Here is a 23,825-nt window from a genome sequence, read left to right as displayed (position 1 = left end):
TCTATTAAAAATCAAAGTTGTCCGGATCTGGACCTACTCGGTGATTTTGGTTTAATTCATTAATTTTACTTACGTCTTCAGCATCCAATTCAAAATCAAATACCAATGAATTTTCAACAATACGATGTTCTTTTGTCGATTTTGGAATCGTTATAACTCCGTTTTGCAGATCCCATCGCAGAATAATTTGAGCAACTGATTTACCGTGTTTTTCAGCAATTTCTTTTAACACATCGTTATCTAGCAATTCTCCTTGCATAAGCGGAGACCATGCTTCTAGCTGAATATCGTGCTTTTGACAAAAAGCATGCAGCTCTTTTTGCGTCAAACGAGGATGATATTCCACTTGGTTAATAACAGGCTTAACCTCTCCATCTTTCATTAAGTCTTCTAAATGATGAATTTGAAAATTACTTACGCCTACAGCTCTTACTTTTTCTTCTTTATACAGCGTTTCTAATGCTTTCCACGCTGCTTTATACTTGCCTTCTACCGGCCAGTGAATTAAGTATAGATCTAAATATTCTAAGCCAAGCTTTTGTAAGCTTGTTTCGTAAGCAGCTAGCGTCTCTTCATAGCCTAAATCTGCGTTCCAAACTTTTGATGTAACAAAAATGTCTTCGCGTGAAAGACCTGCTTCTTTCAGACCTTGGCGAATTCCTTCTCCTACACCTTCTTCATTTCCATAAATAGCTGCCGTATCAATGCTGCGATAGCCTTTGACGATAGCTGTTTTCACGGCGTTCACTAATTCAGGCCCTTCTTCTACTTTAAATACACCTAATCCAAACCAAGGCATTTTGACTCCGTTATGAAGTGTTACTGTATCTTGCAAATGATTGCTCATTATAAAAAACCCCCTGCTAATTTCTTTACATTTGTTATTATGAAACAGAAAAAAAGAAAAAGATAGAACCCACTTTAAAGTAAGTTAGGCACTTCAAAGTTCTAAGGTAACCTTTTAGTAACCTTCTATCCCTCTTAAAAATCACTAAAAAAAGAATCCTCCGCGGAGAATTCTTTTTTGTTTTTATTTAACGTTTATATTGACTGCTGAACTTGTGTTTCCAGCGGCATCTTTTGCTGTAACAGCCAGTTTTACGCCTGCTTTTTGTCTTGGAATCGTTACTTTAAACTGGCCTTTGCTATCTGCTTTGCCTGATCCGATTACTTTTGTACCGCTTTTAATCGTAATCACAGCATTTGCTTCCGTTTTTCCAGAGAGAAACGTGGACAAAGACGTAACGGCATTCACTGCAGGAGGTGCCGGAGGGGTTGTGTCTTGTACTTTTACAATTTTATACGGACTGTATCCGACTTTATTTTGCAGAACTGCCGTCACTTCCGTTCCTGCTTTTTGAGCAGGAATTTTCACGCTGAACTTGCCGTTTCCATCAATTTTTCCACTCGCAATAATCTTTCCGCCTACTTTAATATAAATAGACGCATTTTTTTCTCCTGTTCCCGTTACTGCTGTACTTTTTTCAGTAAGCGTATTAACGGTTGGAAGCGCTGGTTTTGTCTGCACAGCGCTAACTGTTACAAACGCATCGGAGCTGTAGTTATTAGCTGCATCTTTTGCTGTAACAGCCAGCTTTACGCCTGCTGTTTGTTTTGGAATCGTTACTTTAAATTGCCCTTTAGTATCTGCTTTGCCTGACGCGATTAGCTTTGTACCGCTTTTAATCGTAATCAGGGCATTTGCTTCTGTTTTTCCCGAGATAAATGTGGACAAAGACGTAACGGCATCAACTGCCGGAGGTGCCGGCGGCGTTGTATCTTGCACTTTTACAATTTTATACGGACTGTATCCGACTTTATTTTGCAGTACCGCCGTCACTTCTGTTCCTGCTTTTTGAGCAGGAATTTTCACGCTGAACTTGCCGTTTCCATCAATTTTCCCACTTGCAATAATTTTTCCGCCTACTTTAATATAAATGGACGCATTTTTTTCTCCTGTTCCCGTTACTGCTGTACTTTTTTCAGTAAGCGTATTAACGGTTGGAAGCACTGGTTTTGTCTGTACGGCACTAACCGTTACAAACGCATTGGAGCTGTAGTTATTAGCTGCATCTTTTGCAATAACAGCTAATTTTGTAGCAGCAAGCTGCTTTGGAATGGTGATGCTGAACGTTCCATCCGATTTCGCATTTCCTTTGCCAATTACTTTTTTATCAATTTTCACATGCACTTCCGCGCCCGCTTCTGTGCTTCCCGTTACGACTGTATCTTGATTGCTTACAGCGTTCACTTTTGGTGTAACGGGTGCTGTTTTATCCTGCACGGTTACAGTTACAGCTGGACTCACGCCCGCTGTGTTTCCAGCCGTTACAGACAGGGTGCTTCCTGCTTTTTGTTTCGCAATCGAGATGCTGTAATTTCCTTTAGCATCTGCTTTACCAGCTGCAAGCTGAAGACTTCCGTTTTTAATGACAACCGTTGCATTTGCTTCTGCGGTACCCGTAACGGCTGTGCTTCGATCACTCACTTCATTCACTGTCGGTTTGAGCGGAGCTTTTTGCTTTGCCGTAACAGTTACAGTCGTTACAGTCGATACAGTACTGCTATTTCCTGCTGCATCTTTTGCTTGTACGCTTAGCTTTGTATTCGCTTTTTGATGAGAAATGGAAACAGAAAACGCTCCATTTGCACCTGCTTTAGCCGTTCCTACAGTTGTAGTTCCTACTTTTACCGTAACTGTAGAATTTGCTTCTGCTGCACCTGTAACTTTTGTATCTTGATCACTTACTGCATTTACTTTTGGCGCAGCTGGTGCCGTTTTATCCTGTACGTTCACCGCAGCGGCTGAACTTGTTCCACCTGCATTTTGAACCGTCACGTACAGCGTGCTTCCTGCTTTTTGTTTCGCAATCGAGATGCTGTAATTTCCTTTCGCATCTGCGTTGCCTGCTGCAAGCTGAAGACTTCCGTTTTTAACGATGACCGTCGCATTTGCTTCAGCCGTTCCTTTGATCATTGTGTCTTGATCACTTACTTCATTTACTTTGGGTGCAAGCGGTGCTTTTAACGTAGATTTAACCGCAAAAGAAGGCGCTTGGCTTTCGTTTCCTGCTTTATCTTTTGCACTTACCGCTATTGTTGTTCCGCCTATTTGTACTGGAATTGAAACAGTAAATGTACCGTTACCATCCGCTACTGCAGAGAACGTTGCATTGCCTGCTTTTACCGTAACGGCGGCGTTTGCTTCTGTTACGCCTGTTACGGTCGTATCTTGGTCACTTACTTCATTTACAATTGGAACAGAAGGCGGCGTTTGATCCGTTACGCTCACTACTGTAGCCGTGCTTTCATTTTCAGCTGCATCTTTAGACGTTACAGACACTTTTGTATCTGCTGGCTGCTTGGCAATCGTAATTGCAAATTTTCCAGCTTCATCAGCAAGACCCGTTCCAATTACTTCATTTTCCACTTTTGCAATAACAGAAGCATTTGGTTCTGTCACGCCCGTAAGCGATATTTGGTTGTCTCCTAGTGCATTAACTGAAGGTGCATCAGGCGCAACCGTATCTTTCGGTGCTTCTTGCTCCTGCTCTTTTCGCGGATATTTTGTTGTATAAAAACTTAAAAGAGTAGTCGTTGGATAATAAAAATCTAAAATTTCACGATAGTCTTTGCCTAGGCTTGCCATTTTTTGAGCACCGTATTGACTCATTCCAACACCGTGTCCATTTCCTTTCCCATTAAAAGTTGTTGATGTGCTTGTTTCATTTGTTTCCGTTACAAGCAGACTAAGCATCGCACGGCTGTTTAACATTGATTTTAGCTTCGTCGATGTTAAATCTTTTAATTCCAAATGATGAACCACTAGTTTTTGCGAACTGTCTACATCTCCTTTAACGAGGTAGTCCACTGTAATTGCACCTTTAGTCACACGACCTCCTGATGAAGGAGCATAAAAACTCACCTTTGGAATAGACGTAATTTTAATCGTTTTACCAGGATGCTTATTGGCTACTAACCATGACTTCAAATTATCTGTAACGGTTTTATCTTTTTCAGAAACCGTATTCCACCAAGCGCTATAGTTAGCTAAATCTTTTCCTGTTAAATCAATTTGCGTTTTTTGAATAGCTAACGTCCACGGCGTCTGCTTATCGTATGGATCTTCTTTCACCGGGAAATAAGAAAGCTGAGTCCCTCCCCAAGCGTTGCTGTTTGATTCGGTTCTTCCCCCGTTGCTTGATGAGAAAACGGCGTTGATTAATTTATTGTTGTAGGTAACTACTTGTCCGAATGTCTGATCTACTGCTTGGTTTGTACTGTCATACCACGTATAGCCACCGTATACTTGATAGCTTACCGTGTCATTGATTACTTTTCCTGCATAGCTCATTGCGTATGTTCTTGCTGCAACCGCCTGAGTTTTTAAAGCTTGCAGATTCCAAGATGTATAGACTTCATTTGGCACAACGCCTTTTAAATAGTCTTCAATCGGGAGCGTATTAACAGGTCTGACATACGTTCCCTTTTCATTTGTAAACGCCACGTCCCCTAAATACTGTCTGCCGTTAATAGATACGGGATTTTTATAAAGAGAAGGTGTAATTTCAAAGCTTGTAAATTCACCTAAGACCGTGCTTCCTTGTTTTAAAGTGACACCTTGAGTTGTTGCGGTTACCGTATACTCTGTATTTGCATTTAAGACCAAATCCGAGTTTTTAATAGTGTATAAATAAGACGGCTTAATTGTAATTGCATGCTGATCTCCTAAATAGTTTACTAATTTTACAGACACAACTGGTTCTACCGTTTCAGCTTTCACGCTAGCAAGCGGCGTGAATTGAAACAGCAGTACGCTTAGTACTAAAGCTAATGCCGTTAACTTTCTCATCTTGTTCCCCCATTTTCGTGTACTGTCTAACGCATTTTAATATCTCTCGTTATATCGACACAGTTCTATAAAAATTAAAGCATTTTACCTAGTTTTCTTTTCTGCTCGTCCATTTTTTTGTCGAAAAAACGCTTTTTTATATCATATGAACGACAAAAAAAACGTGTGACATAAATCAATTGATTTAGTCACACGCTTTTATAGGTCTTTCCACCTTTTATTTTGTCATTCCTTCATATGCCACGATACCGTCTGCAACATGATTCATCAGCTTTGTAAGGTAAGCCTGATCAGACAGGTTCCGGTCTTCTTCTGAATTCGTCATATACCCAAGCTCTACTAGCGTTACGGGTACAGTCGACCAGTTAAATCCTGAAAGATCACTGCGATAGCGAATGCCGTCCACTTCGACAAACTGATCTTTTTCCACCTCTGTCAGAATAGCTTGAGATGCTTGTAAACTGCTTTGATAAATAGACTTTGTATAGGAATTATCTTCTGCAGGAGTGAGCACAGAAAATCCTTTTACAGAAGTATTTTCAGAACCATCTGCATGGATACGTACGTGTAAGTCAGCTTTTGAATTATTCGCAAGCTCCGCTCGTTCCCGGTTGCTGATATTCACATCGTGAGAACTGCGAGTAAGCTTTACGGTTATGCCTTTTTCTTCGAGAAGCTGTTTTAATATCATAGAGGCTTCCAACGTCAGCTTGTATTCCGGCTTCTTGGTCACCACACCTGATGTACCTCCGGAAACTTTACTTTTTGTTTCTGCTGCTCCCGGCCCGATTGGCTCTTTCTCTAGGTTAGCCTGAGCTTGATGACCAGGGTCAATGTAGACTAAAAAAGGAGGCGGATCGGCTTTTGCAGGCATGTTGTTTTTTACATTTTTTACTTCATTACCTGCTTCATGAGGCTGTACTGCTTGGAACTGTGAGATGGGCTGCTTCACTCTTTCTCCCTGTGCATGAGCTTTTGGTACATCTCCGCTAACGACGGCTTTCTCTGTTTGACCTTTCATCATAAAGAAAAATGAGAGTACTGCTACTATTGCAACAATACCTATTCCATAACTCCATACTAAGCGCTTCATCTTCGCTCACCAAACTTTCGAATAGAGTGGGATATTCCTTATGTTAAAGTACAAAATGTGTTAACGTTATTATCTCACAGAATATGGTTTTTTTTGTATAAAACGTTAAAAATAATATCGGCAATACGTTATGTATATGCAAACAAAAACAACACTACACAATGTAGTGTTGTTTTCCAAAAAAATGACGGATGGTTAAATCCGTTTTGCACCAATATAACGTGCTTTCCAGTAGCTGTTGCTAAGAGATGTAATCGTCACGCCTTTAGACGTAGAAGCTTGAAGAAACTGATTATTTCCTAAGTACACGCCTACATGTGAAGGACCTTTTTTATACGTTTGAAAGAAAACTAAATCTCCTTTTTGAAGCTTTGCTTTTGAAACGCTTGTCCCTACTCGATACATTTGTTCCGTTGTGCGCGGAAGTGTTTTTCCAGCCTTTTTAAAAATGTATTGAATAAATCCAGAGCAGTCAAAACCTTTTGTTGTTGTGCCTCCCCATTTATAAGGAACACCCATTAATTTTTTACCAGTAGCAATAGCCGTATCTTTATATGAATATGACGCTGCTTCTACTGTTTGAGCAGGTGCAATAAACGGACTGGCTCCGCTAAATAAAACTGCAGCTGCCGTTATAGACCCAATGATGGCTTTTTTCATTTTTTTCCTCCATTATGTAACCGAACGTTACGTTTCTATGAACCTATTTTTCAATGTGTTCGGTTTAATTATAATGAAAAAAGCCTCAAAAACTATTACGCTATGATTAAATAATGTTACAAAATGGTTACTTAGGAATTTTTATCTTTAGTTGTTTATAAAAAAGAGGATGGGACAAAAGCATTTTTCACTTAGGGAAAAACGAACCACTAATCAGCATGTCTGATTAGTGGTTCGTTTTTTTGTGATTGTGAACATAGTATTATTTGTTTCGTTCCTTCTAGCAGTTGATTGGAGGATAAGGCGAAGACTCCTGCGGGAAAAGCGGAGCAGGTGAGACCCCGCAGGAGAGCAAGCGACGAGGAGGCTCAGCGCCCGCCCGCGGAAAGCGAAGCCTTGTACGGAAATCAACTGCGGTGTCACAAGCAGTCCAGGTCATGTATCTCATTTATTCGTCTTTAGGCTGGATTCATTTCATTATGTCTCAGTTTTTTTTCTTTTACTTTTCTTTTTGCTGTTTCAAAATTAAGTCCTGTTTCGCTTTAGCATCATGATGCTGCGCTAACTCGCGTGAAAATTCTTCATTTGCTTGATCCGGAGCAATTTTTAACTCTTTTGGTGTTTGAGGCAGTGACCCTTTGTTGTTATGTGATGATTTGTGATTATTTGCTCTTCCCATGTTGTGACCTCCTTGTATCAATCATTTGTTTTTCATCTTTAGTTACTATTCCCAACTTTTCAAAGCAAATTCAAACGAAAAAATCCGAACGATTACTCGTTCGGATCTTCCTTCAACTAAAATACGTTTGTAATTACGATACTTTTTTCGTTACTTCGTTAATATAAGCTTCCTTGTCTTTATCGTTAAATTGACCTTCCCACTTCGAAATGACGATTGCACCAAGTGAGTTTCCAATTACGTTTACCGCTGTACGTCCCATATCTAACAAACGGTCGATTCCAGCGATAAAAGCAAGGCCTTCTACCGGAAGTCCTACAGATCCAAGCGTTGCAAGCAGTACAACAAACGATACGCCCGGAACTCCTGCAATTCCTTTAGATGTAACCATTAAAATTAATATCAGTGAAATTTGCTGTGTGATGCTCATATCAATACCGTACATTTGCGCAATAAAGATCGCAGCAAGCGCTTGATAAAGAGTAGATCCATCTAAGTTAAACGAATACCCCGTCGGAATAACAAAAGATGTAATTGCTTTAGGACATCCGAACTTTTCCATTTTCGCAATAATACGCGGTAATACTGTTTCTGAACTTGCAGTTGAAAATGCTAGCAGCAGTTCATCTTTTAGCACTTTTAATAAATGGAAGATGTTAACGCCTGCCCATTTAGCTACAAGTCCTAGTACCACTAATACAAAGAAAATCATTGTGCCGTAAGCAACAATTACAAGCTTACTAAGCGGAATCAGAGACGCTAGTCCAAATTTTGATACGGTTACACCGATTAATGCAAATACGCCAAACGGTGCAAACTTCATAACTAAATTCGTTACCCAAAACATCGCTTCTGCCGTGCCTTCAAAAAATCTTAGAACCGGCTTTCCTTTTTCACCGATTGATGCAATTCCAAGTCCAAATAGGACCGAGAAGAAAATAATTGGCAGCATGTCGCCTGCAGCAATTGATTCAAATACATTCGTTGGAACGATGTGAACAAATGTTTCTACAAATCCTTTTTGCTCTGTAGCTTCTGCCGTTGATGTGTAGCTGCTGATATCTGATTTTTCAAGACCGCTGCGGTCCACACCAGTACCAGGGTGAAGCAAGTTAGCTGCCAATAAGCCTACAACAATGGCAACCGTTGTAATGATTTCAAAGTAAAGAATTGTTTTTCCGCCTAATTTACCAAGCTTCTTAATATCACCAACACCCGCAACGCCCACAATGATACTAGATATAACAATCGGCACCACGATCATTTTAATTAAATGAATGAATACGTCTCCAATTGGCTGCAATACTTCAACTGCTTTAGGATTTCCGTAAAAAATGGCCCCTACAATAATACCTGCAATCAAACCAATTAAAATTTGTCCTGCTAATCCAAGCTTTTTGAACATATCTTTGCACCTTCCTTCTTTTTTCTAACAGCTCGAAGCTGTTTATTTGCACTTACTGTATTCAACAGATACAATTCCATTAAGAACTGTTTATTAAGTAGTTCTTTTATTCATAAGATTACATTATCATAGGCATCACAAAATCTAACACAAACCTACTGAAACTAACAAAAAAAGTTTTTAGAAAATTACAAAATGAAAACGCTGTAGTTTTTTTACTACAGCGTTTGTTTGACTTCATAATAGAGCATTTGGATAAATTTCTTTACATTTATACGGCTCGGAGTACTGCTTTTTCCCGTTCCTTTTTCTATATCTCTCATGCGCTGATGCACCATTGAAAAATCGAAAAACTTAGAAGCGTAATTTTCAAATTTAGGATTAAAGAAGTCAACCATCCCAAGAGAGGTCAAATGATTTAAAGACTGATAAATGGCTCTTCTTACTCGCTGTTCGGCTGCTTTCATTTCTTTTTGCAGCACGTCTTCTGTAAAAGATGAACCAAGCTTTCTAACGGTAATTTTCTCAAAAATTTCTTTGAGAGAAGGAAAATGCTGTTCATACATCGTGCTCTTTTCCGTTTGATGCAGGTAATTGATGATTTCGATTAAATCTTTACTTCCGCTTTCTCCTAAAATCCCAAGTTCTCTTAAAAGAAACCTGCACGCTTCTGCCGGATCGCTTTCTTTTTTACCAGAAGCAGGCGTTTTTTGCTGGTTTCCTATATTAAGTACGGTATTTAACGATTCTTGAATTTTCTCCATTGATTGTTGAACATGAATTCGTTCAATTACTTTTTGAATGACCATGAGCACTTCCATACGATTAAGCGGCTTCGTGATATAGTATTCAATGCCAAGCGAGTAGGCTTTTCCAATCAAATCTTTTGTTTCTACCTGTGACATCATAATAATTTTGCCTTTAAAAGTATCTTTTATTTTGCGCACGGTTTCGATTCCGTCTTGAATGGGCATCAACAAATCAATAAATAAAATATCGATCTGCTGCAATAGAGAAGATTGATCATTTAAGACAATTCCGTCTTCTGCCTCCCCTATAACCTCTCCTAAATCATTATCTTCAATAATTTCAGCTAACATTGAACGAAAGACTTCGTCATCATCTATGATATAAAATCGCATATTAGTCCTTATCCCCCATTAACGTAGAAATAGGTAAATCTATAGTAAATTGAACACCGGGGCTTGGAGACAGATTAATAAATTGAATACTCCCGCCCAGCTGCTCGGTCATTTGCTTAACGTAGACAAGCCCAAGACCTGTAGAAGGCGTCCCGTCCTTTGCGTATTTGGATGTAAATCCCGCTTTAAAAATGAGACGTTCATGCCTTTTTTTTACACCGGGACCGCTGTCTCTTACATATAGTAAAATGCGGTCTTCTTCTCGGCAGACGTCGATAATAATCGCGCCTTCTTTTTCAATCGCTTCGACTGCATTCGTTACTAAGTTATTAATTAATGACAAAAACAAGTACACGTGATAGCGAGGATGCTCTCCTAGAACCGAATATGAAAAATGAATATCTTTTGCTAACATCGCCGCATACTTTTCATTGCTGCGCATGACGATTTGAAGCAGACTTTCGATTTCCATATACTCAGAAAATTCCTCTTTTGTAATGACCTTGGACAACCCTGCTGATATCCGCTGGTTGTCTTTTTTAATATCATGTACTTCTCCTGCAATTTGTAATGCTTTTTGGCTAAATTCGTGCAGCGAAGTAAGCTGGTGGATATCTGCTTCGTGTAGTTCTTCATATAAATCATACGACTTTTTCGTAATTCTCTCAGCGTCTTGCAGCGTTTTTTTCAAATGAATGGATTCTTCATACAAATTTGAAAGCACAACAAGCAGCTGATCATTTTTTTGAGAGATTTGCCGTTCTCTCAGCTGCCCTTCGTAAAGCTTGATCATGCTAAACAGACATAAAACAAAGAAACTTCGAAAGACGCCTACAATAAAAATTTGCATGAACTCCGGAAACACAATATGATGGTGAACCATCACATACATACAAAGCAGTTCCATGCCGCCTGAAACCGTTTCGATGATGATGCTCCATATGCCAATAATCCACGGCTTTGAATGAAAATCGTTAATCTTAAACCAAGAAAAAGCAATGGCATAAACAAGATAATAAATCCCTGCTGAGCATCGAATCTGCAAAGAATGCAGAAAATCAAATGATTCGTAATTATACCAATCAAGGTACATTCGAAAGCCCACTATAGCACTCGCAACTAAAATACCTGGTATTACAGGAGATACCTTTCTTAAAAGCAGCAGTGAAAAGAAAAAAATGGGCACAGCAAAGCTGACTCTATACGTATCATGAAAAGGATAATATTTAAGCTCTCCTGCTAGCGGCACAACAACTATCATCACCAAAATGAGTAAAACATCTTTTTTTACTACCGTATCAACTTTCATCGTTCACGTCCTGCACTTTTTGAACATAAGTATATAGTTTAGCAATCTAAAAGACAATCGCTCTTCCTATATTTTTTGCACTCCCACTTCCATTTATAAATATAGCCCATATATAAACGGTTATTTATTCTCTTTCATTATTCTTTGTAGTTTTTTAGATTTTCTTGTTTTATTTTGTAATTTTTGTTGTATAGTAGAAGTACCTTTTAAAATGTGAGGCTGTATCACAACTATTCAATTATTATTACATCACCTGATAGCTACACTAAAAAGGAAAACTATTATTTTACAGGGGGAGCTTATTTTACAATGTGGATCATTACCGTTTACTCGAAAAACCAAAGTCCGACTATGTTTGAATTTGAATCAGAGGTAGAGGCGAAAAAGACATTTCAGGAGATTAAAGGGTGTAAGATCCTATCGGAAGTTATTTACTATAACGACCGAGTTCCCGCTTTAGCGTAAATCAGTTGATGTAGGAAATTTTACAAATTATCGGTTAAAAGCCACGTAAAGAGCCAAAGGATGATCCTATTCCTTTGGCTCTTTGCTGTTTGATTAGAAAAAACAAGGCTGAGACATAATGAGATGAATCTAATCTAAAGACGAACAAACGGTAGACATGAGCTGAACCGCTTGTGACACCGCAGTTGATTTCCGTGCAAGACGTCGCTTTCCGCGGGCGGCCGCTGAGCCTCCTCGTCGCTTGCGCTCCTGTGGGGTCTCACCTGTTCCGCTTTTCCCGCAGGAGTCTTCGTCTTGCCCTCCAATCAACTGCTAGAAGGGTCTACCGTTGACCCTAACAAAAAAACGAACCACTAATCAAACGTGTTGATCAATGGTTCGTTTTTCACTTCGTCTAATATACTTTTGTCTCAGCCTCGTTTTGCTTTGTGAGCATACTGACTGCCCACATTACGATAAAGTTGATAAGCAGCGCAATAAATCCGACGTTGATATCTTTCATTTGCTGAGGCAGTGACGGGAACAACGTACCAATCGTAGAGCCGCTGATTGTAATATAGGCCACTACAATAATTCCAGCAACAATCCCCCACGCTGCTCCTTGTTTCGTTACAAAGTTATTTTTCTTCAAACTGAAAAGCAGAGATGGAAACAGCTGTGTCATTAGACTATAGCCCATCAAAATAATTGTTGATAGCGTCGTTCCTCCGTTTAGCGTAAAGTAAACGGAAATGAGTGCCACAACCGGTACAAAGCTTTTCGCTAAACGAGCAATACGCGCTTCGCTTGCTTGAGGCGCAAACGGTTTGTATATGTTTTTAGCCAGCAGCGTTGACGCACTCATTAACAGCATCGATCCCGGCACAAGCGCTGTCAGCAAACCCGCTCCTCCTATAATTCCAATAAACCAAGGATCAAACGTTTGGATTGAGATACGTAATAGCGCAAGATCCACGTCTCCTCCGCTTAAACCAGGAACTTTTAAAATAGCTGCAAACCCAACAAAAAACACAAAGAGCAGCATTAAGGTATAAAGAGGACTAATGATTGCATTCTTGCGAAATACCTTTGCATTTTTCGCTGTATAGCTTGAGCTAAACACCTGCGGCCACATATAAAAACCAAGTACTAGTAAAATAACGGTCGAAATAAACCACGAGACGCTTAATCCTTGCTCAGGAAACTTTAAAAATCCTGGCTTCGCTGTATTCACAGCTTCAAACATTGGACCGTATCCTCCGTAATAATGAAAAGGTAAATAAATACCTAAAAATCCAATCACAGCAAGCATCATAATGTCTTTAATAACGGCCGTCCATGCAGAACCGTGGATACCGGATATCATCACATACAGCGTTAAACTGATAGCTCCCATCCAAATGGCTGCCGGCATTGAAATGGCGCCGTATGATGCTTGTGATACAATAATTCCCAATCCTTTTAACTGCACAACAATAACAGGAATGACCGCAATCACTCCTACAGCAGCTACAAGCACACCAAGGTAAGGGCTTTTATATTTGCTTACAAAAAAATCAGGCTGCGAGACGAGCTTATGATCTCTTGCATACTTCCAAATAACAGGAAGAAGCCAGTATGATAAGACATATGATAAGCTAATATAAATTAAGACATAAAGTGCAGGAGCTCCTTTTCCATAAGCCCATCCGCTTCCGCCTAGAAACGAAAACGTTGTATAGATTTCTCCGGCCATCAGCACAAACACTAAAATAGCCCCGAAACCGCGTCCGCCTACCGTCCACTGCTCCAAGTTCATATCCTTGCCTTTGGTTGATCGTATGCCAAGAAAAATAGCTGCCACTAAAAATAGTAAAATAATAATAAGTGCACTATTCATTCTTCTTCCCCTTCCCGATTTCTGGGATCAAGCTTATACATAACCCCTAAAATAATGGACGTAAGCACCACCCATATCACCATCCAAAACATATTGAACGGCATACCGAGAACAAACGGAGTCACTCGATTAACAAAAGGAAGAAACCCTAATATGCCTACGAACGGAAGGACAGACAAAATATAGATAAATTTCATGACTAAACTCCTCCGACTTTCTAAAACTAACTTCTTTATATTACCACATATTCTGTCCATTCAATGAAGGAATGCTTGCATTTAAACTGAAATAATCTCCAAAAGATAAAATATTCTGTACTATTTTACAAAAATACTGTTTTCATTTTTCTGAATAAATAGTATAATTTCTTCTTATAGTTCGCAGGAGGTATCGTACAGATGAAAACAATAGAGAAAATCAGTACATTTGCAGGAAAAACATTTACGCTTTGGGTTATTTTAATTTCCGTTATTGCCTATTCATTCCCAGAGCACTTTGTATGGATTGGAAAGTATATCGTTCCGCTTTTAGGAATTGTCATGTTTGGAATGGGATTAACGCTGTCAGCGTCTGATTTCAGCGAAGTATTTCGAAGACCGAAAGAAGTAGCACTAGGCGTGGTAGGACATTTTATCATTATGCCGCTTCTCGCATTCGGTTTGGCGATTGGCTTAGATTTACCAAAAGAAATAGCAGTGGGCGTTATTTTAGTAGGCTGCTGTCCAAGCGGCACATCATCAAACGTAATGGTCTTTTTGGCTCGAGGAAACGTTGCGCTCGCAGTCGCTATCGCTTCTGTTTCAACCATTTTAGCACCGATTGTTACACCGCTTCTTATTTTATTATTTGCAAGCAAGTGGGTCGATATTGATATCATGTCTCTTATTATTTCCATTATACAAGTTGTCATCATTCCGCTTGCTCTTGGATTTACGATCAAAAAGTTTTTTGGAAAAGCTGCAGAAGCGAGTTCCAAAGCTCTTCCCCTTGTTTCAGTAGTCGCAATTGTTTTGATTGTATCTGCCGTTGTGGCAGGAAGCCAAGCGCAGCTTGCTAAAACGGGTGGTATCATTTTTGCCGTAGTCGTGCTTCACAACATTCTTGGTTTCACAATCGGCTTCTTCTTTGCCCGCTTATGCGGAATGGAGTTAGCCAAACAAAAAGCGGTCGCAATGGAAGTTGGCATGCAAAACTCAGGGCTCGGCGTTACCATTGCTTCCACTCACTTTTCGCCGCTAGCCGCTGTCCCAAGCGCCATCTTCAGCGTCTGGCACAACATCTCAGGCTCAGTGCTAGCCTTTATCTTCAGCAAACTAAAAGACAAAAACCAGCCATCGTCTGATAAAAAAATGGCTGGCTAATATAACAAATTTATAAGGGATCAAAAAACTCCCTTGACTCTTCTCAAAAAGGTTTTAAAAAGTTCTTAAAAAGTTTTACCTAGGCGAATGCCACCAACCCCGCAAGGGGGGTGGCATTCGCTTAGGTATAGAAAAAAAGACATGGCGCTTTTGCCATGTCTTTTTTTTCTACATCGATTAAAAACTATTAGCCTCTTCCTGCTTGGAAAGAAGGATATTTCGTCATACCACCATCAGCAAATAATGTAATACCTGTTACATAGCTTGCTTGTGATGATGCTAAGAATGCTGCAACTGATGCTACTTCTTCTGGTTTACCGATGTAACCCATTGGAATCATGCTTTCTACGTCTGCACGTTGTACAGGATCTGCGAATTTTTCAGCGTTGATTGGTGTGTTCATCGCACCTGGTCCAATGTTATTTATGCGGATACCTTTTGGCGCATATTCAAGAGCCAATGTTTCCGTCATTAGTTTCATACCGCCTTTACTTGCTGCGTAGTGAACAAATAATGGCCAAGGAATCATTTCGTGAACACTAGACATGTTAATAACGTTTCCTTTAATGTCGTTTTCAACGAAATATTTAATTGCTTCACGGCTTCCTAAGAATGCACCTGTTAAGTTTGTATCAATAACTTTGTTCCAGTTGTCTAAAGATAGCTCATGAGAAGGAACTGGGTTTTCAACACCAGCGTTGTTAATCATAACGTCTAATGTACCGAATTCTTTAATAGCTGTTTGAACAAGATTTACAACGTCTTCTTCTTTTGTTACGTCGCCTTGAACGATGATTGCTTGTCCGCCTGCTTCTTCTACTTCTTTTTTCGCATCTAAAGCTTCTTCTTCATTGTTGTAATAGTTAATAACAACTTTTGCTTCTTCTTGACCGAAACGAACAGCCATTGCGCGACCTAAACCTGTTGATCCACCTGTAATTACAACTACTTTATCTTTTAAATCTGTATACATAATAAAATCCTCCTAGTGTTTTCATTTATTCATACATACTATCATTAACTTTTACGTAAACGTTAACTTTTAGCCATTCCGAGGAATACGCCACCTAAAATGATGAGCACAATACCAATCGTAATTGAAATAAGCTGACGCTTTGTTTTCTTTTCTCCAAGTAAGAAGATACCGCCAAGCGTTGAAATAACGATTCCCATTTGTGATAATGAGAAGCTTGTTGCAACCCCTACTTTAGGTTGAGAGATAAATAAGAACATGTTACCAGCTGCCCAAATAAGGCCTGGAATAATGTTGCGAATTGCATATTTATTAAACGGTTTGTGTTTATAAGTAAGTATAAGTCCACCAATTAACATACCAATAGCTTGTGGGAATAGTGCCGACCAGCCGTCTACATTAAATAAACGAGCGACAACTACATACACTAAGTATCCAATTGTTGAAACAATAAGGGTAATAATCCCTTTTTTGAATTGTCCAGATTGCTCTGGGTTTTTTTCGCTTTCTAGTGATGTTAGCACGATACCAATAACAATAAAAATAAGAGCTAACACGCCTAAAATAACGGTTGTTGTTGTTGACCACTCGTGAAACACGATAACACCAAATAGTGATGTTGTCACAAGCTGCATACCAGTTGAAATTGGCATGGTTTTTGAAACACCAATATAATCAATCGTTTTCAACTGATTACTTTGCCCAACTGCCCAAAATAATCCTGAAACGATTCCGACAATAAAAATAAGCGGCGTCAAAACTGGATGAACTACGAAATAAATAACGGCTGAAAAGATCAGCGCACCAATTGTAGTCCCAAGCGTTTGACTGTAAGGACCTCCGCCCAATTTAACGTTGAACAGGACAATACTTCCCCAGAAAATCGCAGGAAGAATAGCCAAAAGGATATCCATTTGATACTAACCTTCTTTCTCAAACTCTTGATGTAATTGTAAATTTAAAGTACCTTTTATTTAACTAGGTAACTTTATGTAACCAATCTTAGACCTTTTTTCTTGATACGTCAATAATAATATGTCGATTCTGTGACTTTTTTTAAAAACTTTACAATACAGCGTTTGCAAGCTACTGAAAGTTTTGAAAATAAAAAAAGATAGCCTTTTCATTATCCAAATGCTAGTATATAATAACATTATAAGGGTTACTTTTAATATCCTATATACAATAAAGTAGGTGGCATGAATGAATGAATTTGATGAGTTATGTCCAAAAGTGTGGAAAACGTTTGATATAATAGGAAAAAGATGGAATGGATTAATTATTTATGTCCTGATGAGCGGTCCTAAACGCTTTAGTGAAATTCACAGCAGCATTCCCTCTTTAAGTAAACGAATGTTAACCGAACGAATGAAAGAGTTAGAAGAAGAAGGAATTGTAATCCGGCACGTTATTCCTGAACGTCCGGTTCGTATTGAATATATTTTAACTAAAAAAGGATCAGAGCTTGGTATGATCTTAGGACCCGTCAGCAAGTGGGCAAAAACATGGATAAAATAAAAAAGCCTCTTTGGAGGCTTTTTTTACGTTTGATAGAGGATATAATTATTTTTCCCTTCTCTTTTTCCTTTATATAACGCATCATCTGCATTTTTTAATAATGAAGCAGCCGATTCCCCGTCTTCTGGATAAATAGAGACGCCGATGGTAGTTGTGGTGCGCAAACAATAGCCCCGTACATTCCAGCTTTGCTGAAGAGATACGTGAATTCGCCTAGCAATTTGTTCAATTTCTCGTCCATTTGTTACGTTTAAAATAATGATAAACTCGTCTCCGCCCAAACGATAAATACGATCGCCTTTCCTCACACAGCTCTTTAATCTCTTCGTGTATGCTTTTAGAAATTCGTCGCCTATATGATGGCCATATTCATCGTTAATCTGCTTAAAATTATCACAGTCAAGAAACAAAAGCGCAAAAAACTCATCGCTTTTTTGCTGCCCTTTTTCAATTACTTTATTTAACTCTTTTAATAACATTGCCCGGTTGGGAAGACCTGTTAAACTATCGTGAGTGGCTTCAAAATGAAGTTTATTTTCTAGCGCTTTTTGTTCAGTAATATCATTATGAATGGATACATAATGAGTAATATTTCCGTCTATATCTTTTAACGGCACAATTGTTTTCGATACCCAGTATGACTGATGATGCTTCGTCCCCATTTCAAGCTGTCCTCGCCATACTTTTCCGCTTTTTATTGTTTCAAGCAGCTCATGATGATCATGATTAAGCCCTGCATCTCGATAATACTTCCCTACTAAATCTTCTTTTTCGTAACCTGAATACTGTACATACATATCATTTACATAGGTAATAGTTCCACTTGCATTTATAATCATAACGCTAGCTGATTCATCAAGCGCATATTTTATATTTTCAAGTTCTTTCAGCGTATACGCCAGCTGTTCTGCTGCTTCTTTTTGAGGCGTAATATCGTGTAAGATTGCATAGGCGCCAACCGTTTGATTATTTACTTTGACAGGAATCGTTGTAATATAAACATGTTGTATAGAATGTTGGCTTCTTCGGAATGTTATCTCTGTACTATAACTAATTTCTTCATATACATTCCAACGTTTGTAATTACAGGCTCCCAGTCTTTTAGCAATGTCTCGGTAATTTTTATGCAGCACATCGCTTGCAGAAAGCTGCAGCGTTTCTAAGAATGCGCTGTTAATATTTAAAATCGCACCGTCCAAATTCAGCATACAAACTGCGTGGTGGTGGTTTGTAAATAGCGATTTGTACCACTGTTTGCTTTTTATGAGCTCTAATTCTAATTTTTTAATAGCTGTGATATCTCGGTAAATCACTGAATAGGCGACCAGTTGATTTTGATAGTCATAAATCGGTGAACAGCTGACAGATACACACACGCCTTCGCCGCTTTTTGTGTACCTGACTGTTTCATAAGGAGACAGCGTCTTACCATTTTTTAATTCTTCGATTAATTTAAGGTTTTCTTGTTCCTCTTTCTTTGACACGATGTTCATCTCTTGACGGCTTTTTCCGATAACTTCTTCTTTTCTCCACTGAAATAGCTTTTCGAATGCTCCATTGACTGTTAAGACCTTCTCATCACAATCAGCAATTAGAATGGCGTCTACCGTATTTTCTAGAAACGCATCGAGTAAACGCGTGCTCTCTTCCTGTGTTTTTTTATAATGAATTTCTTGAGCCATGACAAGGACATGTGAAGGGGCTGTCGCTTGATTAAAAAGAGGAGTAAAAGTTACTTCATATGCATGCCGGTCGGGCTGAAAAAGCTGTATGTATTGATATTGAATCGGTTCTTTCGTGGCAATGGCTTTTTCACAAAGTGTGTAAAAAAGCAGATTTTCTTCTTTATTGATTATCTTGTCTTCCATTTTGTCAAAGAATTGCTGAGCTGCTTTGTTACATTCTTTATAATACAGCTGATGTTTTTCTTGCTGAATTAAAATAACAGGCTGCGGCATATTCATAAAATAAAATTGGAATACCCCTTCACTATACATACTAAATATCCTCCATCTGCCTTTGGAATTTCACTAAACGTCTTGTTTTGATATGCAATTCACTCATTCTCCCGAACCAACACGTCTTCTTTATCTCTTAAAATATTTTAACAATAGTACAAAATCACATAATTTTATAAAAATTCAAGGCATCTATGTTTCATATAGGTCTAATTACTCGCTTTTATATTACGATAAATTATCTATTTAGTGAAGTGTATGGTTTAAGAGTTCAACAGCCTTTCTCGTCTGAATAAACTGCGGTACTTATTATAAGTTAAGTAGGAAGAGATCGACTGCGGCATGCCCAGCAAATAGCCTTGAGCAGCATGTAGGTTTAACGAAATCGCTGCGGCTAAATCTTTATCTCGTTCAACACCTTCTAAAATGAGATTCGTATGCGGATAATAGTTAACAAGCAAATCAATCAGATCTTTCTTTTGCTTGCAGTCGGCTAGTCCTTCCGCATAGCTTCGGTCCAATTTCATATAGTGAGGCTCATACATGCTTACCTGTCTCATCGCTGCGGCCCCTGCTCCAAAATCATCAATCGCAATTTTGAAACCGGCCTCTTTCAAACTCATTGCTCGGGCAAAAAGAGCAGGCGATTCCCATAATTTTTTTTCATGAAGCGTTTCATTTAACTCCCATACAATACGATGTTTCGCGTTTTTATAGGTGTTCAACAGATATGTTAAAAACCGTTGGAAATGCGGGTGGAGAAGAGTAGAGGGAAACACATTGATAAATAAATCCTCAGATTTCAATACCTCAAACGGAAAGTTCTTTATAGCCCCTTCAATTGCCATCGTATCAAGCTTGTACAAATAATTATGGCGTCTTGCCAGTGAAAACAACTCTTCAATTTGCCCTTTTGCGAAAGACGTGCGCAGCAAAGCCTCAAAACCCAGCGTCTCCCACGAATCCAGCGCATAAATAGGCTGATATACAAACTGAAAGTCTTCATACGTCAGTTCCTTTAAAACATGAGCATCCATTCTTTCGTTTAATCACCTTTCGTTTTCAATATACTATTTCTTCCATAATCTAAACTTATAAAAATATATCCTAAAAACAGATAATTGTCCATTAAAAGTAAGATATTCCATTAAGTGATTTAGTATTTTTGGAATTGCTGGAGGCTTACGATAGCAACAAAGAAGTGTTTTAGAGACTTTTATGCTTTTGATAGATAGGCTGTAAAGGATGTTTCAAACAAGAGATTGAGACATAAGCAGCTCAGCACCATCTAAAGATGAGCAAATTAAATAAAGGGACTAGTATAGATTGCTTGGGACACCAAGGATAACAGCCCATTCAAGACATTACAAAAAATATTGCACCTACAGCTAAGCAAATCCTATAACTTTCTTCATCTAACTTGTTACCTCTTCTTCTCTATAAATTCTCTACTATTTCCCTTCATTAAAACGAATATTTTTTAGCATTTTTAAAAACCATTCTTGCTTTTTTTCTTCATCACCGCTTTTATATTTATCGCTGCTATCGAAGGAAATCTGTACTATTTTATTAGAACGCTTATCTGCTACATATGCCAAGTATGTATTAGGAATATGTTTCTTCTTATCTACTATTACACGCTTTTCTGTTCCTTTGAAATAAATATAAGCTGATTGGTAGTAAATCCTCGTCTGTGAGTTTTCAATCTTATTAGGAATACTTAATCCAAATCTTCTTTTAAATAAAGCCTCAACGTGAATACTCTCATCTGCAGGATTACTGGTTAAAAACTCAGTTTTTATATAATTCGCTTGTGTTTTACCTTCAACTTCTTCATTGTAGACAGCCCACCAGCTCTCGTAAGAATCATTATTGATAGCATAATCCTCTCTATTTTTATGTAAAACTTGATACTCTTCTGGAAACCACATCGTATACTGCCCTGTCTTTGACTTAAACTCATAAAACCCATCATCCGCTTTTTCATCTTTGTTTAAGAACTTACGTGTAAAGTGGTCATCAAAAGCTGGGACGTTTGGGTAGCTGCTTTCGTTTATCAGCCATATTGATCCTATTAAAATAGCGGCTCCTGTGATAACTATCATGATAACTTTCGAACGTTTTTTCATCGGCGTCCCCTCTACTTTATCGTTTGGAACAAACTTTAATCCTTATATATTGAATAGTCTTTAGCATTTTGATTTGTTGCCCTTATGCTAAAAAAAGCTTTTGCTTATAATTAATTTCCCTTAACAAATTTAATACTTTGCAACATTTTAAAAAACCATTTCTTTCTATCCATTTTATTTGTTTCTGTATTTTCGCCTACACTATCGTATATTAATTTGATTACCTTATCAGAGTTTTTATCTGCTACATATGCTACATAAAGGTTGGGCGGATTTTCTTTACTGTCATGTACTATATGTTGGTTAGTACCACGAAAATATGTATAGGCATAATCATAATAAATTCTTGTATGAGAGGTTTCTAACTGTTTAGGTTTTTTACTGTCTAATTGTTCTTTAAATAAACTCTCTACATAAATTAATTCTGATTTCATGTCGTTCTCGGAAAATTCAGCCTTGATAGCGTATGTTTGTTGATCATTTTCGTAGGGTTTAATATAAGAGGCTGACCAATTTTCATATGATTCGCCATTTCTAGTGTAATCTTCGCGATATTTATGTAAAACTTGATACTCCTCTGGAAACCACATCGTATACTGACCTGTCTTCGACTTAAACTCATAAAACCCGTCGTCCACTTTTTTATCTTTGTTCAAGAACTTACGTGTAAAGTGGTCATCAAAAGCTGGGGCGTTAGGATAGCGACTTTCGTTTACGCCCCGTATGCCACCTATTAAAATAGCGGCTCCTACAATAACTGCAATAATGGCCTTGGTACGTTTTTTCATTGTTACACACTCCCTTCATTGCTTGAAATAAACCACATTTAATATTATTTGAATAGTTTTATTTAAATCTACTGCTATGTATGCTACATACTGCTTACTCATCTATTTGTAGTTATTAAACATATAAAAATTGCTCAAATCATTGTCTGAGCAATAGCTGCATCTCTTATGTTCATTCACTTTCATCCCTATAATCCACTGTACTCAAGCAGAGTTATTTTGTTTCTTATATCGTTACTTAATAAAGGTTTTCACTCACGACTTTTATCCTCGCTAAAATTAATACTTTTTAATATTGTCAAAAACCATAACTTCCTTTTTTCTTGGCTAGTTTCTGTACCTTCACCTATACTGTCGTATGAGAATTTTATAACCTTATTAGAATTTTTATCTGCTACATAAGCTGTATAGGTATTAGGTAAATGAACTTTACTGTTATGTACTACATGCCTTTCAGTTCCCTTGAAATATGCATAAGCATAGTCATAATATATGCGAGTACGTGAAGTTTCTATTTCTTTAGGATTACTATCTTTTAATTGCTCTTCAAATAATCCCTTCACATAAATAGGCTCAGAGTTCTTATCATTCTTTGAAAATTCAACCTTAATATAGTGGATTGATTTATTTTTTCCAGCCATCTTCCTATATGAAGCAGACCAATTTTCATATGATTTTCCATTTACAGAGTAATACTCTGAAGCATCATGTAGCATTTGATACTCCTCTGGAAACCACATCGTATACTGACCTGTCTTAGACTTAAATTCATAAAACTCATCATCCGCTTTTTTATCTTTGTTTAAGAACTTACGTGTAAAATGGTCATCAAAAGCTGGGGCGTTGGGATAACGGCTTTCGTTTACGCCCCATATGCCGCCTATTAAAATAGCGGCTCCTACAATGACTAGAATAATAGTCTTCGTATGTTTTTTCATCCTCTTACATCTCCGTTGTTTGGCTTATTAAAATTGATACTTTTACAAAGTTTTATAAACCACTCTTCTTTTATAGGCTCAGAGTTATCTGAACGCCCACCAATACTATTAAAAGACAGCTGAATAACTTTTTTAGAGTTTTTATCAGCTACATATGCCACATATGTATTAGGGGCATGCTTATTTTTATCATTTATAACGTATTTTTCTGCCCCTCTAAAGTAGATATAAGCTGATTGATAGTAGATTCGAACTTCATCTGTTTCTAGCTTTTCCAGTTTACTGACATTGAAGCGTCTCCTTAATAAACTTTCTGCACTAAATTCTTCGTTTTCTTGTTTTCTTGCTTCTGAAAATGTAGCTTGTATATTGTTTATTTGGTTTTCACCTTTATACTTTTTAATAGATGAAGCTCTCCATCTTTCATAGAAATTACCGTCTCTTACATACTGTTGTTCATTTTCATGCAACAGCTGATACTCCTCGGGAAACCACATCGTATACTGCCCTGTCTTTGACTTAAACTCATAAAACCCGTCGTTCACTTTTTTATCTTTGTTCAAGAACTTACGTGTAAAGTGATCATCAAAAGCTTGAACATTGGGGTAGCGGCTTTCGTTTATTAGCCATACGGCTCCTAGTAAAATAGCTGTTCCTGCAATAACTGCAGTAATGAGTTTTATACGCTTTTTCATCG

21 protein-coding genes are annotated in these 23,825 nt (G+C 38.1%); 2 read left to right on the top strand and 19 right to left on the bottom strand.

Translation table 11 applies throughout. The features are described from left to right. Nucleotides 1-4: 4 nt before the first annotated feature. The 11 genes from NST66_RS03925 to NST66_RS03875 all read right to left on the bottom strand — a co-directional run bounded on the left by NST66_RS03925 (nt 5) and on the right by NST66_RS03875 (nt 13,660). Nucleotides 5-847, bottom strand: coding sequence for an aldo/keto reductase (locus NST66_RS03925; protein WP_116741425.1), 843 nt, complete (start codon nt 845-847; stop codon nt 5-7). A 183-nt stretch (nt 848-1,030) separates the two neighbouring features. After that, complete coding sequence (locus NST66_RS03920; protein ID WP_340843075.1) at nt 1,031-4,852, bottom strand: Ig-like domain-containing protein; 3,822 nt, start codon at nt 4,850-4,852, stop codon at nt 1,031-1,033. Between the two features lie 217 nt (nt 4,853-5,069). Then, nucleotides 5,070-5,945 (bottom strand): N-acetylmuramoyl-L-alanine amidase family protein, encoded by an 876-nt coding sequence (locus NST66_RS03915; protein ID WP_340843074.1) that lies wholly within the window; start codon nt 5,943-5,945, stop codon nt 5,070-5,072. Between the two features lie 195 nt (nt 5,946-6,140). Then, the gene (locus NST66_RS03910) at nt 6,141-6,605 is read right to left on the bottom strand and encodes a C40 family peptidase (protein ID WP_016766438.1); all 465 of its coding nucleotides are present in this window, start codon (nt 6,603-6,605) and stop codon (nt 6,141-6,143) included. 499 nt (nt 6,606-7,104) lie between these two features. Continuing rightward, nucleotides 7,105-7,284, bottom strand: coding sequence for a YfhD family protein (locus NST66_RS03905; RefSeq protein ID WP_013055768.1), 180 nt, complete (start codon nt 7,282-7,284; stop codon nt 7,105-7,107). A gap of 133 nt (nt 7,285-7,417) precedes the next feature. Continuing rightward, nucleotides 7,418-8,689 (bottom strand): cation:dicarboxylate symporter family transporter, encoded by a 1,272-nt coding sequence (locus NST66_RS03900; protein ID WP_028407730.1) that lies wholly within the window; start codon nt 8,687-8,689, stop codon nt 7,418-7,420. A 218-nt stretch (nt 8,690-8,907) separates the two neighbouring features. Further along, nucleotides 8,908-9,831 (bottom strand): response regulator, encoded by a 924-nt coding sequence (locus tag NST66_RS03895; RefSeq protein WP_034269927.1) that lies wholly within the window; start codon nt 9,829-9,831, stop codon nt 8,908-8,910. 1 nt (nt 9,832) lies between these two features. Next, nucleotides 9,833-11,140, bottom strand: a complete 1,308-nt coding sequence (locus NST66_RS03890) for a sensor histidine kinase (protein ID WP_033578240.1) — start codon at nt 11,138-11,140, stop codon at nt 9,833-9,835. 594 nt (nt 11,141-11,734) lie between these two features. Then, nucleotides 11,735-11,914, bottom strand: a complete 180-nt coding sequence (locus tag NST66_RS03885) for a hypothetical protein (RefSeq protein WP_080754383.1) — start codon at nt 11,912-11,914, stop codon at nt 11,735-11,737. Nucleotides 11,915-11,999: 85 nt separating this feature from the next. Further along, entirely contained in the window at nt 12,000-13,463 is a 1,464-nt protein-coding gene (locus NST66_RS03880; RefSeq protein WP_028412714.1) for a sodium:solute symporter family protein, read from the bottom strand. Further along, nucleotides 13,460-13,660 (bottom strand): DUF3311 domain-containing protein, encoded by a 201-nt coding sequence (locus tag NST66_RS03875; protein WP_013055761.1) that lies wholly within the window; start codon nt 13,658-13,660, stop codon nt 13,460-13,462. Before NST66_RS03875 ends, NST66_RS03880 begins: the two co-directional genes overlap by 4 nt. 201 nt (nt 13,661-13,861) lie before the next feature. Between NST66_RS03875 and NST66_RS03870 the strand changes: the two genes are divergently transcribed. Then, entirely contained in the window at nt 13,862-14,824 is a 963-nt protein-coding gene (locus NST66_RS03870; protein ID WP_340843073.1) for a bile acid:sodium symporter family protein, read from the top strand. A gap of 187 nt (nt 14,825-15,011) precedes the next feature. Here the strand turns inward: NST66_RS03870 and gdh are convergent, their stop codons facing one another. Both gdh and NST66_RS03860 read right to left on the bottom strand, forming a co-directional pair. Continuing rightward, nucleotides 15,012-15,797, bottom strand: a complete 786-nt coding sequence (gene gdh, locus NST66_RS03865) for a glucose 1-dehydrogenase (protein WP_340843072.1) — start codon at nt 15,795-15,797, stop codon at nt 15,012-15,014. A gap of 62 nt (nt 15,798-15,859) precedes the next feature. Beyond that, the gene (locus NST66_RS03860; protein WP_028412283.1) at nt 15,860-16,711 is read right to left on the bottom strand and encodes a GRP family sugar transporter; all 852 of its coding nucleotides are present in this window, start codon (nt 16,709-16,711) and stop codon (nt 15,860-15,862) included. Between the two features lie 289 nt (nt 16,712-17,000). Here NST66_RS03860 and NST66_RS03855 point away from each other — a divergent pair, with 289 nt between their 5' ends. After that, nucleotides 17,001-17,315 carry a winged helix-turn-helix transcriptional regulator gene (locus NST66_RS03855; protein ID WP_013055757.1) on the top strand — a complete coding sequence of 105 codons (315 nt, stop codon included), beginning with the start codon at nt 17,001-17,003 and terminating at the stop codon, nt 17,313-17,315. Nucleotides 17,316-17,338: 23 nt separating this feature from the next. On the opposite strand, the gene NST66_RS03850 is transcribed toward NST66_RS03855, so the two are convergent. The 6 genes from NST66_RS03850 to NST66_RS03825 all read right to left on the bottom strand — a co-directional run bounded on the left by NST66_RS03850 (nt 17,339) and on the right by NST66_RS03825 (nt 23,823). Next, nucleotides 17,339-19,312: a diguanylate cyclase domain-containing protein gene (locus tag NST66_RS03850; RefSeq protein ID WP_340843071.1), complete on the bottom strand. Its 1,974-nt coding sequence runs from the start codon at nt 19,310-19,312 to the stop codon at nt 17,339-17,341. A 224-nt stretch (nt 19,313-19,536) separates the two neighbouring features. After that, complete coding sequence (locus NST66_RS03845) at nt 19,537-20,310, bottom strand: EAL domain-containing protein (RefSeq protein WP_340843070.1); 774 nt, start codon at nt 20,308-20,310, stop codon at nt 19,537-19,539. 414 nt (nt 20,311-20,724) lie between these two features. Next, nucleotides 20,725-21,402, bottom strand: a complete 678-nt coding sequence (locus tag NST66_RS03840; RefSeq protein WP_088048643.1) for a hypothetical protein — start codon at nt 21,400-21,402, stop codon at nt 20,725-20,727. A 110-nt stretch (nt 21,403-21,512) separates the two neighbouring features. Next, nucleotides 21,513-22,190: a hypothetical protein gene (locus NST66_RS03835; RefSeq protein ID WP_033578234.1), complete on the bottom strand. Its 678-nt coding sequence runs from the start codon at nt 22,188-22,190 to the stop codon at nt 21,513-21,515. 251 nt (nt 22,191-22,441) lie between these two features. Then, a complete protein-coding gene (locus tag NST66_RS03830) occupies nt 22,442-23,128 on the bottom strand; it encodes a hypothetical protein (RefSeq protein ID WP_033578233.1) in 687 nt (228 codons plus the stop codon). Continuing rightward, the gene (locus NST66_RS03825; RefSeq protein ID WP_033578232.1) at nt 23,125-23,823 is read right to left on the bottom strand and encodes a hypothetical protein; all 699 of its coding nucleotides are present in this window, start codon (nt 23,821-23,823) and stop codon (nt 23,125-23,127) included. Before NST66_RS03825 ends, NST66_RS03830 begins: the two co-directional genes overlap by 4 nt. Nucleotides 23,824-23,825 lie beyond the last annotated feature (2 nt).

This window comes from Priestia sp. FSL W8-0524, from assembly GCF_038005965.1.
Classification (GTDB): Bacteria; Bacillota; Bacilli; order Bacillales; family Bacillaceae_H; genus Priestia; species Priestia zanthoxyli.
This window is presented reverse-complemented; position numbering and strand designations above follow the sequence as displayed.

What these genes read in the sequence shown, in the direction of transcription:
- NST66_RS03835 (WP_033578234.1), bottom strand. Translation starts at nt 22,190, where the DNA reads ATGAAAAAACGTACCAAGGCCATTATTGCAGTTATTGTAGGAGCCGCT.
- NST66_RS03880 (WP_028412714.1), bottom strand. Translation starts at nt 13,463, where the DNA reads ATGAATAGTGCACTTATTATTATTTTACTATTTTTAGTGGCAGCTATT.
- gdh (WP_340843072.1), bottom strand. Translation starts at nt 15,797, where the DNA reads ATGTATACAGATTTAAAAGATAAAGTAGTTGTAATTACAGGTGGATCA.
- NST66_RS03890 (WP_033578240.1), bottom strand. Translation starts at nt 11,140, where the DNA reads ATGAAAGTTGATACGGTAGTAAAAAAAGATGTTTTACTCATTTTGGTG.
- NST66_RS03895 (WP_034269927.1), bottom strand. Translation starts at nt 9,831, where the DNA reads ATGCGATTTTATATCATAGATGATGACGAAGTCTTTCGTTCAATGTTA.
- NST66_RS03850 (WP_340843071.1), bottom strand. Translation starts at nt 19,312, where the DNA reads ATGTATAGTGAAGGGGTATTCCAATTTTATTTTATGAATATGCCGCAG.
- NST66_RS03860 (WP_028412283.1), bottom strand. Translation starts at nt 16,711, where the DNA reads ATGGATATCCTTTTGGCTATTCTTCCTGCGATTTTCTGGGGAAGTATT.
- NST66_RS03855 (WP_013055757.1), top strand. Translation starts at nt 17,001, where the DNA reads ATGAATGAATTTGATGAGTTATGTCCAAAAGTGTGGAAAACGTTTGAT.
- NST66_RS03840 (WP_088048643.1), bottom strand. Translation starts at nt 21,402, where the DNA reads ATGAAAAAACGTTCGAAAGTTATCATGATAGTTATCACAGGAGCCGCT.
- NST66_RS03910 (WP_016766438.1), bottom strand. Translation starts at nt 6,605, where the DNA reads ATGAAAAAAGCCATCATTGGGTCTATAACGGCAGCTGCAGTTTTATTT.
- NST66_RS03905 (WP_013055768.1), bottom strand. Translation starts at nt 7,284, where the DNA reads ATGGGAAGAGCAAATAATCACAAATCATCACATAACAACAAAGGGTCA.
- NST66_RS03875 (WP_013055761.1), bottom strand. Translation starts at nt 13,660, where the DNA reads ATGAAATTTATCTATATTTTGTCTGTCCTTCCGTTCGTAGGCATATTA.
- NST66_RS03825 (WP_033578232.1), bottom strand. Translation starts at nt 23,823, where the DNA reads ATGAAAAAGCGTATAAAACTCATTACTGCAGTTATTGCAGGAACAGCT.
- NST66_RS03915 (WP_340843074.1), bottom strand. Translation starts at nt 5,945, where the DNA reads ATGAAGCGCTTAGTATGGAGTTATGGAATAGGTATTGTTGCAATAGTA.
- NST66_RS03920 (WP_340843075.1), bottom strand. Translation starts at nt 4,852, where the DNA reads ATGAGAAAGTTAACGGCATTAGCTTTAGTACTAAGCGTACTGCTGTTT.
- NST66_RS03830 (WP_033578233.1), bottom strand. Translation starts at nt 23,128, where the DNA reads ATGAAAAAACATACGAAGACTATTATTCTAGTCATTGTAGGAGCCGCT.
- NST66_RS03870 (WP_340843073.1), top strand. Translation starts at nt 13,862, where the DNA reads ATGAAAACAATAGAGAAAATCAGTACATTTGCAGGAAAAACATTTACG.
- NST66_RS03845 (WP_340843070.1), bottom strand. Translation starts at nt 20,310, where the DNA reads ATGGATGCTCATGTTTTAAAGGAACTGACGTATGAAGACTTTCAGTTT.
- NST66_RS03925 (WP_116741425.1), bottom strand. Translation starts at nt 847, where the DNA reads ATGAGCAATCATTTGCAAGATACAGTAACACTTCATAACGGAGTCAAA.
- NST66_RS03900 (WP_028407730.1), bottom strand. Translation starts at nt 8,689, where the DNA reads ATGTTCAAAAAGCTTGGATTAGCAGGACAAATTTTAATTGGTTTGATT.